A 14,640-nucleotide genomic window follows, 5' to 3' on the forward strand; every position below is an offset into this window, starting at 1 on the left:
TGGGACACCCGTGCCCAGGAGGCGCGGAACGGCCCCGGGGCAGATCCGCCTAGAAGGTGATCTCTCCCGCCAGCCCGACCGCCTCGGCGAGCGTGTCCACCACCGGCACCCCGGCGGTCTCCAGGCTCCCGCGGCTGTGCGATCCGCCGGTGTAGAGCACCGCATACGCACCCGCGTCCTGCGCCGCCACCGCATCGTCCACGGCGTCACCGATCACGACCGTACGGGCCGGATCCACGCTCTCCATCGCCGCCAGGTGCCGCACCATGTGCGCGCTCTTGGTGCCCCCGGACGGCCCGGTCCTGCCGTCCACCCGCACGAACCGCGACTCGATCCCGAAGTCGCGCACGATCGGTATCAGCTCGTCGTGGCCGTACATGCTCAGGATCGACTGACTGCGCCCGGCCGACTGCCACCCCTCCAGCAGCGCATGCACACCCTCGGCGAGCTCACAGCCCAGACGGTGCGTGCTGTAGTGGCGGTGGAACGCCTCGTCCATCACCAGCCACTCCGCCTCCGTCGGCATCCGCCCCATCAGCCGCTCGTAGAACCGCGGCACGGGCACGCAGTACAGCTCCCGGTACGTCTCCAGGGTGATCGGCTCCAGCCCGATCTCCGCGAAGGCGGAGTTCGTCGCCCCGATGACGGCGTCGATGTCATGGAACAGCGTGCCGTTCCAGTCCCAGACGATGTGTGTCGCGTGCTTCCCCATGCGGTCCCCCAGATCGGTGCCCGTGCGCTTCCCCATGAAGAAAAAGTACCCGCCCCCACCGACAACGCGGCCGGACGGGCGCCCCGCCGCTCAGCCGATCAGCTGCGGGATCTCCTGCACCCCGAACCACATCAGATCGTGGTCCTCCGCGCCGTCCACGGTGAACTGCGCGTCGTCATCGCCCTGGTCCGCCGCGCCGAGCGCCGCCGCGGCCGCCGCGATGTCCGCCTCCGCGTCCGCGGCGTCCACATGCACCGCCGCCGCCTTCGACAGCAGCACGGGCCCGGCGACCCGCACCTCGCCCAGCGCCGACTGGTCCAGCCCGCGGTCCGGGTCGGCCACCGCGGCGCCGTCGGGCACGTCCACGGCCACCACGACCCGCCGCCGCGCGGCCTCGGGGTGCCCGGCGAGCAGCCGCAGGGACGCCTGGGCGGCGCGGCCGAGTGCCGCGTACTCCAGCTCCTCGATGTCGTCCGAGACGTACCACTCGCGCAGCGCCGGCGTGACGGCGTACGCGCCGAGGGGGCCGGGGCCCAGCTCACCGTTCTTGTGCGCCTCTGCGAGACCGGAAAGGGTCAGGGGAACATAGACGCGCATGGCAGCCGCTTCCGCTCGATTCACTCGACTCGACGATTGTCCCGCCAGCATACGGGCGGGCGTCCCCCATCGTGCCGCCCCGGAGTCCCCCGCGCCGCCCGCCCGGGCCTGCTCCGCCACCCCGCTCCCGAGGCCTCGTCCCGGGCCCGCGACACGGACGGGTGAACTCTTCGCACCCCCGGTTCCGGTCCATTCGCGCCTTGCTGCCGTCCCGATCCCGCCGATAGAAGATCCCCACCACAAAAAGCTACCGCCCAGTAATTCACGGGCCCAGCACCACGGGGGCGATCACCAGCATGACCGGCACCGACCACAGCACGGCACCCACCACACCCACCGCCACCGGGCGCACCACACGACCCGCCGCGCCTGCTGTACCCGAGGCACCCGACGACACCGGGGCGGGCCGCGGCCCGCGCAGCCGCCCCGCCGGCGCCCCGGTCCCGGCGGCCCCGGCCATGCCCCGGCCGCGACGGTCCCCCGCCGACCGCCGCCCGCTCGGCCCGGCCGGCAGCGGCCCCGGGTCGTCTGGCCGGAGCGGCCCGGGCAACCGTGGTCCCGGCTCCGGCGGCCGGGGCCCCGGCTCTCCCGGCCGCGGCACCGCCCGGACCGCTCCACGCCTGGCCCGCCCCGCCGCGGCCGCCGCCGCCGAGAGCCGCAGGATCCGCACCGGCACCCCCGTCAGCCCGGCCGGTGCCCCCTTGCCGACCGTCGAGGCGCGGCGCCGGGCCCACGAGAGCCGGCCGCATCACTGGTTCGCGCAGCAGCTGGTGCTCGCGCTCAGCGGGCAGCGCCCCGTACACGCCCTGCTGGGGCATGCGCTGCCCGCCGCCTACGACCGGCTGGCGGAGCTCGCCCCGCAGGCGCCGCTGCGGCCCGTCACGGGCCCCGGACGGCGCGGCCCGGCCCCCACCGTGCGCGACTGCGGGCTGTGCCGTCCGTGCCGCGGCGTCATCGAGGCCTTCGCCAGGATCACGGCGGGGGAACGGCTGCGAGCCCTGGCCTTCCGGCTGGAGCTGGGCGCCGACTCCCGCTGGCGGTGCGCCGCCCTCGACATCGGTCCGGCCCCGGCCCTCCGGTGCCCGGCCTCATGACCGGCACACACAAGGGCGCCCCGGCCGCTGTCCGGCCGGGGCGCCCTCCGCGCCGCGGCTCCGGCATCCCGTGCCCGAGCCGCGTCAGCGTTCCCTCACTTCTTGCGGCGGCGCCCGGCGCTCTTCTGGGCCTTGCGCCGCTCGGCACGGGTCAGACCGTCCGCCTCGGAACGGGCCGGCCCGGCCTCCTCGTCGCTGATGAAGTCGCCCTCGATGACGCTGCCGTCGCCGTCCACCTTGGGGGCGGTGAAGTGCAGCCGGTCCGGACGCTGCGGCGCCTCCAGGCCCTTGGCGTGGATCTCCGGGCGCACCGCGGCGGCGGGCACGCCCTCGGCGACGCCCTTGTCCAGCGAGGCCGGCTCCACCGCTTCCTGCACCGGGACCTCCTCGACCTGCTGCTCGACCTGGACCTCCAGGTTGAACAGGTAGCCGACGGACTCCTCCTTGATGCCCTCCATCATCGCGGTGAACATGTCGAAGCCCTCGCGCTGGTACTCGACCAGCGGGTCCTTCTGGGCCATCGCCCGCAGGCCGATGCCCTCCTGGAGGTAGTCCATCTCGTAGAGGTGCTCACGCCACTTGCGGTCCAGGACGGACAGCACGACCCGGCGCTCCAGCTCACGCATCACATCCGAGCTGAGCTGCTCCTCACGGGCGGCGTACTGCTCGTGGATGTCGTCCTTGACGGCCTCGGCGATGAAGTCGGCGGTGATGCCCGCGCGGTCGCCGGCCTCGTCCTCCAGCTCCTCGATGGTCACCTTGACCGGGTAGAGCTGCTTGAACGCACCCCACAGGCGGTCCAGGTCCCACTCCTCGGCGAAGCCCTCGACGGTCTCCGCGTGGATGTAGGCGTCGATGGTGTCGTCCATGAAGTGCTTGATCTGCTCCTGCAGATCCTCGCCCTTCAGGACGCGGCGGCGCTCGCCGTAGATGACCTCGCGCTGGCGGTTGAGCACCTCGTCGTACTTCAGGACGTTCTTACGCGTCTCGAAGTTCTGCTGCTCGACCTGCGACTGGGCGGAGGCGATCGCCCGGGTCACCATCTTGTTCTCGATCGGGACGTCGTCGGGGACATTGGCCATCGCCATGACCCGCTCCACCATCTGCGCCTTGAACAGCCGCATCAGGTCGTCACCGAGGGACAGGTAGAACCGCGACTCGCCGGGGTCACCCTGACGGCCGGAGCGGCCGCGCAGCTGGTTGTCGATCCGCCGCGACTCATGCCGCTCGGTGCCCAGGACGTAGAGCCCGCCGAGGTCCTTGACCTCCTCGAACTCCGTCTTGACCGCGGCCTCGGCGCGCTCCAGAGCGGCGGGCAGCGCGGCCGCCCACTCCTCGACGTGCTCGACCGGGTCCAGCCCGCGCTGGCGCAGCTCCGCCTCGGCGAGGTCGTCGGGGTTGCCGCCGAGCTTGATGTCCGTACCACGGCCGGCCATGTTCGTGGCGACGGTGACGGCGCCCTTGCGGCCGGCCTGGGCGATGATCGGCGCTTCCCGGTCGTGCTGCTTGGCGTTGAGGACCTCGTGCGGCACACCGCGCTTGTTGAGCTGCTGGGAGAGGTACTCGGACTTCTCCACGGAGGTCGTGCCGACCAGGATCGGCTGGCCCTTGCCGTGCTTCTCGACGATGTCCTCGACGACCGCGTCGAACTTCGCGGGCTCGGTGCGGTAGATCAGGTCCGCCTGGTCCACCCGGACCATCGGGCGGTTGGTCGGGATCGGGACGACACCGAGCTTGTAGATCTGGTGGAACTCGGCGGCCTCGGTCATGGCCGTACCGGTCATGCCGGAGAGCTTGTCGTAGAGACGGAAGAAGTTCTGCAGGGTGATCGTGGCAAGCGTCTGGTTCTCGTCCTTGATCTCCACCCCTTCCTTCGCCTCGATGGCCTGGTGCATGCCCTCGTTGTAGCGGCGGCCGGCGAGGATACGGCCGGTGTGCTCGTCAACGATCATGACTTCGCCGTCGATGACGACGTAGTCCTTGTCGTTCTTGAAGAGCTCCTTGGCCTTGATCGCGTTGTTGAGGTAACCGACGAGCGGGGTGTTCACCGACTCGTACAGGTTGTCGATGCCCAGCCAGTCCTCGACCTTGCTGACACCGGACTCATGGATGCCGACGGTGCGCTTCTTCTCGTCGACGTCGTAGTCGCCGGTCTCCTCGATGCCGCGCTGCGGATTGGCGGCCTCGCCCCGCTTCAGGCGCTGCACCAACTTGGCGAAGTCGCCGTACCACTTGGTGGCCGAGTCCGCCGGGCCGGAGATGATCAGCGGCGTACGGGCCTCGTCGACGAGGATCGAGTCGACCTCGTCGACGACCGCGAAGTTGTGGCCCCGCTGGACGAGTTCGTCCTGCGACCAGGCCATGTTGTCACGCAGGTAGTCGAAGCCGAACTCGTTGTTCGTGCCGTAGGTGATGTCGCAGTTGTACTGCTCGCGGCGCTGGGCCGGCGTCATGTCGGCGAGGATGCAACCGACGGTCAGGCCCAGGAACTTGTGGACCCGGCCCATCATCTCGGAGTCGCGCTCGGCCAGGTAGTCGTTGACCGTGATCAGATGGACGCCCTTGCCGGACAGCGCGTTCAGATACGTCGGGAGGGTACCGACCAGGGTCTTGCCCTCACCGGTCTTCATCTCGGCGACGTAGCCCATGTGAAGGGCCGCGCCACCCATCAGCTGGACGTCGTAGTGCCGCTGGCCGAGCACGCGCTTGGCGGCCTCACGGACGGTCGCGAACGCCTCGGGCAGCAGGTCGTCGAGGCTCTCACCGTCGGCGTAGCGCTGCTTGTACTCGTCGGTGAGCGCCCGCAGCTCAGCGTCGGAGAGGGCCGCGAAATCCTCCTCGATGGAGTTGACCTGGCCCGCGATGCGGTGCAGTCTGCGCAGGATTTTTCCTTCGCCTGCACGCATGATCTTCGTCAAGACGGACACTTGGGCTGGTCTCCTTGCCGGTCGGGCCTGCACGGTCGAGTGCGCGGGCGCGGCATTTTTCCAAGGGGGCAGGCCCCGCCGCAACGGCCATCGTAAAGGAGGACGCCGCCGGGCCGGGAGGTACGCCGCAGCGAACCCCGCTGTCCCCTCCTCACGTGAACGCACGACGCCACGAGAAGGTGCCGGGCAGGCACCGGAATCACGCCGAAAACCCTTCGCCGTGGTGTGCGCGAGCTTGCAGACTCACGTCATGAAGCCCGTCACCCTCACCACCGAGCGCCTCGTGCTGCGTCCTTTCGAACCCTCCGACGCGCCCGCGGTGCACGCCGCGTGCCAGGAGCCCGATATCCCGCGCTGGACGAACGTCCCCTCACCCTACGGGGTAGCGGACGCGGAGCAGTTCGTCGGCACGGCCGTTCCCGAGAGCTGGCGCAATGACACCGCGTACCACTTCGCCGTCGTCACCCGGGCGGACGGCGCCCTTGCCGGCGCGATGGGTCTGGTAAGTCTGGCCCGGCTGCACACGCCCGAGCGGCAGGCCGAGCTGGGCTACTGGGCCGCCAAGGAGCAGCGCGGCCGGGGATACACCGTCGAGGCGGCCCGCGCGGTGCTGGGCTGGGCGTTCCGCGATCTGGGCGTGGAGCGCATGGAGTGGCACGCGGAGGCCGGCAACGAGGGCTCCCGGGCCGTCGCCCGCAAACTCGGCTTCCGGATGGAGGGCACCCTGCGCGCCAAGCTGGTGCGCGAGGGCACCCGCCGGGACATCTGGATCGGCTCCCTGCTCCCGTCCGACCTGCCCGAGGAGCCCGGCCCGTCCGGCTCCGACGGCCCGGCCGCGCCCGACGCGACGCCGTATCTGCCGTACCCCGGGTGAGTACCGTCGTACGTACCCGGGGTGAGTACCCGCCGCACGTACCCGGGTGAGTACCCGCCGCTCCGGCCGCACGGGCGGTGCCGCACAGGCCGCGCCGCACAGGCGGTGCCGCACAGGCGGTGCCGCACAGGCGGTGCCGCACGGACGTGCCGCGCCCCCGCCGCTCCCGGTCCGGCTGGACCCGGCCACCGTTCCCACCAGCGGTGATTACGGGCCCGGGGGCATTGTCAGTGCCCGCCCCTACGCTTTCCCGCATGACCGCCGTGACGCAGCCAACAGCTCTCCCACCACCCGTGACCGGCCTGTCCCGCGACGATGCCCGGCGTATCGCGCTGCGGGCCCAGGGCCTGCTCGGCGCCCCGGACCGCCGGGCGGGGGTGCGCGGCGTGCTGCGGCATCTGGGCGCGGTGCAGCTCGACACGATCTCGGTGCTGGCCCGCTCCCATGAGCTGGTGCCGTACGCCCGTCTCGGCGCCGTCGGCCGCCCCGCCGTCGAGGCCGCCTACTGGGCCACGGCTCCTTCCGGCGCGCCCGCGGCCCGGCCCCACAGCTTCGAGTACTGGTCGCACGCCGCCTGCATCCTGCCCATCGAGGAGTGGCCGCACTTCGCCTTCCGCCGCCGCGCCTGGCGGGCCAGGGGCCACCGCTGGCATGTCATGGAGGACTCCGAGCGCTCCTGCGCCGCCGTCCTGGACCGGCTCACGGCCGACGGCCCGCTGACCACCTCCGACCTGGGCGGCGGCCGGAAAGGCGGGGAGTGGTGGGACTGGTCCGAGACCAAGATCGCGGTGGAGTGGCTGCTCGACACCGGCCAGGTGGTCTGTACACAACGCCGCGCCTGGAAGCGCGTCTACGACCTCGCCGAGCGCGCCGTCCCGGATGCCCTGCTCCATGACGACCTGGACGACGCCGAGTGCCTCCGCCGTCTGGTCGCCCAGGCCGGGGCCGCCATGGGCGTCGCCACCCGTGCCGACCTGGCGGACTACCACCGCCTCAAGGCCGAGCAGGTCGACGCCGTCGTCGCGGACTCCGGGCTGGTCCCGGTCGAGGTCGAGGGCTGGGGAAAGCCCGCCTGGGCCGACCCCGCCGCACTGGCCGCCCCGCCCCGCGGCCGGCACCGTACGACCCTGCTCTCGCCCTTCGACTCCCTGATCTGGGACCGGCCGCGCACGGAACGGATCTTCGGATTCACCCACCGCCTGGAGGCGTACGTCCCGCGCCCCAAGCGGATACACGGCTATTTCGCGATGCCTCTGCTGGCGGGCGGCCGCCTGGTGGGCCGGGTGGACCCGGCCCGCGAGGGCACCACCCTCGTCGCCCGCCAGGTCTCGATGCAGGGCCCCAAGGCTGTGGCCCCCATGGCCCAGGCCCTCCGGGAAGCCGCGACCTGGGTCGGCTGCGACTCCGTACGCGTCGAACGCTGTGACGACCGGAAACTGGCCGACGCCCTGCGCTCGGAACTCACCCACATGAGTGACTAGAACCCATTGGCCGACGGCTCCGGGGGCGCACACCGCCCCCGGCCACCCGGCACACCGGAAGGCCGGCCACCGGCGCCGGATCGCTCACCCCGGCCGGCCCGCTCACCGGATCTCGAGGATCTTCTCCCGCATCGCGTACACCACCGCCTCCATCCGGGAGTGCAGCTGCAGCTTCTCCAGGATGTTGCGGACGTGGTTCTTCACCGTGTTCTCGGAGATGAAGAGTTCCTTGGCGATATCGCGGTTGTTCATGCCCGTGGCGACCAGCTTGAGGACCTCCAGCTCACGGTCGGTGAGCCGGGGCGCGGGCACCAGCCTGCGCTCGTCGGTGCGCTGGATCATCGACTTGAACTCCGTCAGGAGCTTGGACGCCATCGACGGGCTGATCTGCGACTGGCCGTCGGCCACGGCGCGGATCGCGGTCGCCACCTCGTCGGTGGAGATCTCCTTGAGGAGGTAACCGGTGGCGCCGGCCTTGATCGCGTCGTAGAGATCGGCCTCTTCGTCGCTGATCGTGAGCATGATGATCTTTGCGCTGGGGGCCACCTCCTTGATGGAGGTACACGCCTCGATTCCGCCGCGCTTGGGCATCCGTACGTCCATCAGCACGATGTCGGGCAGCAGATCCGCGGCCTTGTCGACCGCCTCCGCGCCGTCCCCCGCCTCGCCGACGACCTGGATGTCCTCCTCCTGGGCCAGAACGATCTCCAGGCCCCGCCGGAAGAGCGCGTGATCATCCACGACCAGGACCCGGATCGGCTCCTTGCGCGGCACGCTTACGGCCCGGCCGGCCCCGTCATCACTCCCGGCACCGCTGTGGTCATCATCCGCGTCGTCGTGCACGGGCCCGAAACTGTCCCCCATGGATCCTCCCCGTCAACTACTCGGCCGAGAGGCCAGAGCTTGGATATAAGGCTGGTTGACAACAGCCCTCTGCTGCCGGCCCGATCAATGTCATACGACCGTCTCCCCGGCTCGTCGCCGATTCGTGTCCACATACTCCCTGGCCGGCACAAACACTATACGGCTTCAACTCCTGCTCTCTCCGGGCACGATGGTGCCCCCGGCGTACGCCGGGGGCACCGAGCGGGTGGGGTTCAGCCGCCCAGCGCGCCGCCTGCGCCGCCGGGCTCCTCCTCCCCGAACAAGTCGGGGTTCAAGTGGATGACTCCGTAGTCGTATGCGTGCCGCCGGTAGACGACACTCGGAAGCTTGGTGTCGGCGTCGACGAAGAGATAGAAGTCGTGTCCCACCAACTCCATCTCGTTGAGCGCCTGGTCGAGCAGCATCGGCGCGGCCGAGTGGGTCTTCTCGCGGACGATCAGGGGTCCCTCACCCTGGACGTCGATCGACCCCATCCTGGTGGTCGGCACCTTCTGCTCGGCCTCGGCGGCGAGTTCGCCGTTGGTGTTCAGGCTTGCGGCGTCGGGCACGGTGACAGCGACTTCACTCGCCGGAATGCGGCCGTTGCCGCGACGCGAGTAGCGCTTGTCGTGCTGCTTCCGCAGACGCGCCTCGAGCTTGGCGGTTGCCAGATCCAGCGCGGCGTACGGGTCGGCTGCGGCCGCCTCGGCCCGGACCACCGGGCCACGGGAGCGGAGGGTGATCTCCACTCGGTCGGAACGGTCGGCCTGCCGCGGGTTGGGCTCCTTGGACACCTCGACGTCCAGGCTGATCACCTTGGCGTCGAGCTTCTGGACTTTGTCCAGCTTCAGCTTCTCGGCCACGTGCTTGCGGAACCGCTCGGGCACCTCGGTCTTGCGGCCCTTGACGACGATGTCCACGCAGAACTCCGTTCCCGGATCGCTCCGCTCATCAAGCGGAGCAATTCCTTCTTGCACCAGGCTCCGGTGGTTGCCGAAGCCTCGGACTTGGCGACTTTCACCTCCTCCTCCCCCGACGACCAGCTCTCCACTCCCCCGTTTTCAGGGTCGCTGCAAACACCCCTGATCGCACGCATCGCGACATTCGAGGCAAAACACCCGCCAAGTCCTCACAACCGAACATAGCTCTCCCGGACGGATGTCGGCACCCCCTCGGAGCCGTCGGCTCCATTTGGGTGACTTTTCCTCCTCAACTACTTGCCACGTGGTAATGCCTCTATTCGTGCGCCGTCGCTCTCGAAAGCACTGCTAGGCGCCGCCACCACCGCGGCTCCGGCCACCCGCCCGCCGGCCGCCGTGACCGCCCGGGCCGCCTCGGCCAGTGTGGCTCCCGTCGTCACCAGATCGTCCACCAGTACCGCTGCCCGGCCCGTCAGCAGCCTCCCGGCCCCGGCCCGCACCTCCAGTGCACCGGTGACGTTCGCCAGCCGCTGCCGGGCGCTCAGCCCCGCCTGGTCGGCCACCACACGCCGCTGCCGCAGCACCGTGAGCACCCGGGCACCCGTCCCCGTCCGCCGCAGCTCCCCGGCCGCCGCCAGCGCGATCCTGCGCACCGGATCATGCCCGCGCCCCGCCACCGATCTTCGTGCCGACGGCACGGGCACCAGCAGCAGCGGCCCGCCGCCGGCCCGCAGCCCCCGCACGGCCCCGGCCAGCACCGCCCCCAGCGGCCCGGCCAGCCGCAGGGCACCCCGCTCCTTGTGGGCCAGCAGCACCGCCCGCACCTCGTCGGCATACGGCGCCCCCGCCCACACCCGGGGCAGCCCCCCAGGTTCCGGCCACGGCCGCACCCGCCGCGCCCCGCGCCCGTCCCGCGCGAGCACCCGACGGCATCCGGCACACAGCTCCGTACGCGGCCGACCACACCCCGCACAGTCGACCGGCAGCACAAGACCGGCCAGTTCGCGCCACACCCCCTGCATGACTCCACTGTCCCGCCGTTCCCGCCCGGCCACCACCCCTGTGGATAACCGCGGCCGCGGACAGACGGATCAGCCGCACGGGACATCGCGGCAGGCGGCGGGGCCCGCCGCCTCCCCGGCCCCGGACGGGGCGGCGGGCGTCGTCAGCCTCGTGCCGGTGCCCGCGCCGCCACCGCGTCACCTCTCACCCGTCACCCGGGATAGACCGGCGCCGTCCCGTCCTTCGCCACGGTCTTCCAGTTCGAGTCCAGTGGCAGCCGCACGATGCCCTCCGTGGCGTCGGCGATCAGCGGCCTGGTCTCGTCCTCCGAGGCGGCCACCGCCTTGACGCCGTTGACGCCGGGCAGCGTCTGCGCATTGGACGCCGAACCGTCGGTCTCCATGAACTGCATCTGCTGCACACCGCCGGACTCCCGTCCGACCACCACCAGCCGGCTGCCGCCCGCCCAGGACGCAGCCACCACATCCTCCAACTGCGGGGCGATCGGCCGCAGTTCCTGCACCGACAGCACCGGGTGCGCCGAACTTCCGCCCCGCTCGACCCGGCCGAGCTGGAGCGTCGTACGCCCCTTGTCCTCCACCAGGATCGCGATCCGGATCCCGTCCGCGGCGACCTTGATCGCCTTGATCCGCCGCCCGTTGAGGCCGGGCACCGACACCTCTTCGGGGTCGCCCTTGCCCTCGCGCATCCGCAGCAGCCGCGAGCTGTGCGCATCGCGGTCCGCGATCCACAGATCGCCCAGGCCGTCCCAGCTCGGCGCGGTCAGCCCGCTGTCGGCACCCTTGGCCGGGCCGTTGCTGGTCAGCAGCGGCTCGCCACGTTTGATGTCGTCCTCCATGGCGGCCACATACAGCGACCGGCCGTCGCCCGACACCCCGGCCGCGGTGTCCTCCCCGCGCGAGATGGCGATCGAACGCAGCGGGGTATGGCCCGTTCCGAACGGCCCGCGGACCGGCGTCGGTTCGGTCGCGGAGTCCGACATGGCGACGACCTTGTGGTCGGCGTCGATGAAGTACTCATCGGCGGCGCGCCCGGTGCCCGGGGACGGGGCGAAGTCGCGCTCGGCCTGCTCCTGGGACAGCGCACACAGCGAGTTGTCGCTGTCGTCCTGGAGCTCGACCTCGCTGACCTTCGAAGCCCGTGTCATGTCCTGGACGGTGAAGAAGAGCTGAGCCGCCATCCGCTTGCACTGCGCGGTGTCCGTACTCACCGCCTGCTTGCTGAGCCTGACGTGCAGCGCGTTGGAGTCGTCCAGCGCCAGATCACTCGCGGCGAGCCGGGTGCCGGACGGGAACGCCGAAGTCGTCACCTGGTTAAGCCAGTCGGTGGGCCCGGACAGCAACGCCTCCACACTGGCGGTGATCGGCTTTATCCGCTGCCGCAGATAGACCGGGTCCGCGACGAGCGCGTTCCGGTTCGCCTTGGGCTCCTGCGACTCCGAGTTGTAGGACGCGAAGTAGTACTTGTTGACCGAGCGGTAGATGCGCTGGAAGTCGGACAGCCCGAGCACCAGCCCGTTGGGCAGCCGGTCGATACGCCACTGTCCCCCCTCCTTGATGAGGTGGATCGTCCGGTGGTACGGCTTCTCCTCCGGGGTGTAGGCGTGACTGTCGTCCACCGTTGCCACCTGGCTGCCGGAGAGCGTGACCGTGAGGGCGTTGGCGTCCTCACGGTTGGGCTGCAGCTTCGGCTCGGCCTTCGGGCGCTCCTGGAGCACATTGGTGGCCTGGAACGGCCGCCAGGTCCGCTTCGCCGACTTGGCCAGATACTGGGTGGCCGTACGGAAATCCGCCTCGTCGCTGGTCGTCGCGTCGAGGAAGCTGCGCACGATGTTGATGGGCTGCGCACCGTCCTGCGGCGGTACGCCGTAGACCCGCACCTGCGACTCGCCTTCGGAGCGCGGCGACTGGTCGACCGAGGTGACCTCCCCGCCGTCCGGCATCGACGCGCAGCCCGCCAGCAGCGCCGCCGCACAACCGAGCAGCAGAAACTTCCGCGCCGGCCCGGCTCCCCTGCGGGCGCGGGGACGGGACCCGGCCCTCTCCCCGTGCTCGCCTCCGCGCTCAGTGTCCACGCAGCCCGCCTTCCCGCTCCACGCCCTGTCCGGCTTCCTGCTCGGCCCCGCCCTCGTGGACCGGCTCGTCGATGCGCGCGCTTTCGCCGCGCGCCGCCGCTTCGCTCCGTGCGCCCCCACTCTGCGGCACCACACGGGCGCCGCTGCCGGGCAGCGCCGTCGGATCGGCCTCCGGACGGGCCACCTTCGGCTCCGGTACGGGGGAGGCCGAGTCGCCCGCCTGTGCGGCGCGCGTCTGCACCGGGATCGTGGACGCCTTGTGGCCCGATCCGGTACGCGGCTGTCCCGTCTCGTCCAGTCCGCGGTGGCGCCGCGAGTCCTCCGGCTCCAGGGGTATCGGGGACCCACGCAGGGTCTCACCGGCCGTACGCGGCAGCGTCAGCCGGAACTGCGAGCCGCCGCCCGGCTCGCCCCAGGCCTGCAGCCAGCCGCCGTGCAGCCGGGCGTCCTCGACGGCGATGGACAGGCCGAGTCCGGTACCGCCGGTCGTACGGGCCCGGGCCGGGTCCGCGCGCCAGAAACGGTTGAAGACCCGGGTGGCCTCGCCGGGCTTGAGGCCGACGCCGTAGTCACGCACCGCGACGGCCACCGCGCCGCCGCTGCGGCCGCCCGCGGATGCCAGCCGCACCACGACATCGCGGCCCTCACCGTGCTCGACGGCGTTGACGACGAGATTGCGCAGCACCCGCTCCACCCGGCGGGGGTCGGCCTCGGCGATGACGGGCTGCTCGGCGCCGCGCACCACGATCCGGGTGCCCTTGCGGTCGGCGAGCGGCTCGGCCCCCTCGATGACGCGGTGCACCACGTCGCGCAGGTCGACCGGCTCGGCCTCCAGCGCGGCGGCGCCGGCGTCGAACCGGCTGATCTCCAGCAGCTCAGCGAGCAGTGATTCGAAGCGGTCGAGCTGGCCGCGCAGCAGCTCGGCGGAGCGCGCGGTGGCGGGATCGAACTCGTCCCGCGCGTCATGGATGACATCGGCAGCCATCCGTACGGTCGTCAGCGGCGTACGCAGCTCGTGCGAGACGTCGGAGACGAAGCGGCGCTGCATCCGGGACAGCTCCTCCAGCTGCTGGATCTTGACCTGGAGGTTCTGCGCCATCTTGTTGAAGGACTCACCGAGCCGGGCGATGTCGTCCTCGCCGGTGACCTTCATCCGCTCCTGGAGCAGGCCGGCGGCCAGCCGCTCGGAGATCCCCGCGGCCATCCGTACGGGCGTGACGACCTGCCGGACCACCAGCCAGGCGATCGCGCCGAGCAGGATCACGACGAACACCCCCGCGGTCGCGAGGGTCCCCGTCACCAGCTTGAGCGACTCCTCTTCCTGGGTGAACGGGAAGAGGTAGTAGAGCTGGTACTGGTTGCTGTTTGCATCGTTGAGACGCTTGCCGATGATGAGCGCCGACACGCCGTCGTCCGACCCGATGCGCTTGATCTGGGTGTACTGGCGGAACGTCCCGGATTTGGTGTCCAGCTTCCGCCGCAGATCGGCGGGCACGCTCCGCTCGGGATCGACATCGCCCGAGGCGCGCGGCCCGCGGGTGCCGGGACTGGAGTCGCCGAACGGTTCGTCCGAGTCGGAACTGAGCGCCACGACGGAGAAGACGCCCTGGCCACCACTGGCGAGCTGTTCCACCAGGCCGGTCAGCCAGGTCGCGGAGTCCTGGGTGCCGCGGTTTCCTGTGCGGGCGCCTTCATCGGGCCGGGTGTCGTCGGCGCCGTCAGCCATCTTCTGAGCGACGCTGAAGCCGCCCACGGCCTGACTCTGCGCGGCCTGGGCCTTGGCCGTGAGCAGGCCGTTACGGACCTGCCCGACGACCACGACACCGAGCAGCAGCACCACGGCGAGCGACATCAGCAGCGTGGTCGCCACCACGCGCAGCTGGATATTGCGCCGCCACAGCCGCAGGGCGGGCAGCAGCGGCCGCCGCACCCAGCGGCTGAAGAGCCGCAGTAGGGGGTGGACCGGTCCGCTCACCGCGCCGTCGGGCAGCAGCTGCCCGCCACGCAGCAACCAAGCAGACAACCTGCCCGAAAAGGACATATCACCCGCCGGGCCGACGGTGCGCCCCCGCTT

The 14,640-nt window shown here is 71.2% G+C and carries 11 protein-coding genes; 3 read left to right on the top strand and 8 right to left on the bottom strand.

What is annotated here, in order from left to right:
- Nucleotides 1-49 precede the first annotated feature (49 nt).
- Both NUT86_RS16340 and NUT86_RS16345 read right to left on the bottom strand, forming a co-directional pair.
- The gene (locus NUT86_RS16340; RefSeq protein ID WP_026170347.1) at nt 50-712 is read right to left on the bottom strand and encodes an HAD family hydrolase; all 663 of its coding nucleotides are present in this window, start codon (nt 710-712) and stop codon (nt 50-52) included.
- A gap of 90 nt (nt 713-802) precedes the next feature.
- The gene (locus NUT86_RS16345; RefSeq protein ID WP_127151206.1) at nt 803-1,309 is read right to left on the bottom strand and encodes a DUF6912 family protein; all 507 of its coding nucleotides are present in this window, start codon (nt 1,307-1,309) and stop codon (nt 803-805) included.
- A 296-nt stretch (nt 1,310-1,605) separates the two neighbouring features.
- Here NUT86_RS16345 and NUT86_RS16350 point away from each other — a divergent pair, with 296 nt between their 5' ends.
- Nucleotides 1,606-2,403 (top strand): Rv3235 family protein, encoded by a 798-nt coding sequence (locus tag NUT86_RS16350; protein WP_274735976.1) that lies wholly within the window; start codon nt 1,606-1,608, stop codon nt 2,401-2,403.
- A 95-nt stretch (nt 2,404-2,498) separates the two neighbouring features.
- Here NUT86_RS16350 and secA read toward each other — a convergent pair whose 3' ends face one another.
- Nucleotides 2,499-5,330 carry a preprotein translocase subunit SecA gene (gene secA / locus NUT86_RS16355; protein ID WP_018093535.1) on the bottom strand — a complete coding sequence of 944 codons (2,832 nt, stop codon included), beginning with the start codon at nt 5,328-5,330 and terminating at the stop codon, nt 2,499-2,501.
- A 250-nt stretch (nt 5,331-5,580) separates the two neighbouring features.
- Between secA and NUT86_RS16360 the strand changes: the two genes are divergently transcribed.
- On the top strand, nt 5,581-6,204 hold the full coding sequence (locus NUT86_RS16360; RefSeq protein ID WP_274735978.1) for a GNAT family N-acetyltransferase: 624 nt from the start codon (nt 5,581-5,583) through the stop codon (nt 6,202-6,204).
- 254 nt (nt 6,205-6,458) lie between these two features.
- A complete protein-coding gene (locus NUT86_RS16365; protein WP_026170346.1) occupies nt 6,459-7,685 on the top strand; it encodes a winged helix-turn-helix domain-containing protein in 1,227 nt (408 codons plus the stop codon).
- A 102-nt stretch (nt 7,686-7,787) separates the two neighbouring features.
- On the opposite strand, the gene NUT86_RS16370 is transcribed toward NUT86_RS16365, so the two are convergent.
- From NUT86_RS16370 to mtrB, 5 genes are all read right to left on the bottom strand, one after another.
- The gene (locus tag NUT86_RS16370) at nt 7,788-8,549 is read right to left on the bottom strand and encodes a response regulator (protein WP_018093532.1); all 762 of its coding nucleotides are present in this window, start codon (nt 8,547-8,549) and stop codon (nt 7,788-7,790) included.
- 233 nt (nt 8,550-8,782) lie between these two features.
- Nucleotides 8,783-9,469: a ribosome hibernation-promoting factor, HPF/YfiA family gene (hpf, locus tag NUT86_RS16375; RefSeq protein WP_018093531.1), complete on the bottom strand. Its 687-nt coding sequence runs from the start codon at nt 9,467-9,469 to the stop codon at nt 8,783-8,785.
- 293 nt (nt 9,470-9,762) lie between these two features.
- Entirely contained in the window at nt 9,763-10,491 is a 729-nt protein-coding gene (locus NUT86_RS16380) for a ComF family protein (protein ID WP_274735981.1), read from the bottom strand.
- Nucleotides 10,492-10,682: 191 nt separating this feature from the next.
- Entirely contained in the window at nt 10,683-12,566 is a 1,884-nt protein-coding gene (locus NUT86_RS16385) for an LpqB family beta-propeller domain-containing protein (RefSeq protein ID WP_274735983.1), read from the bottom strand.
- Nucleotides 12,556-14,607 (bottom strand): MtrAB system histidine kinase MtrB, encoded by a 2,052-nt coding sequence (gene mtrB, locus NUT86_RS16390; protein ID WP_229838176.1) that lies wholly within the window; start codon nt 14,605-14,607, stop codon nt 12,556-12,558. Before mtrB ends, NUT86_RS16385 begins: the two co-directional genes overlap by 11 nt.
- Nucleotides 14,608-14,640: the final 33 nt, after the last annotated feature.

The sequence above is a fragment of the Streptomyces sp. G7(2002) genome (genome assembly GCF_028870195.1).
Taxonomy (GTDB): Bacteria; Actinomycetota; Actinomycetes; order Streptomycetales; family Streptomycetaceae; genus Streptomyces; species Streptomyces nigrescens.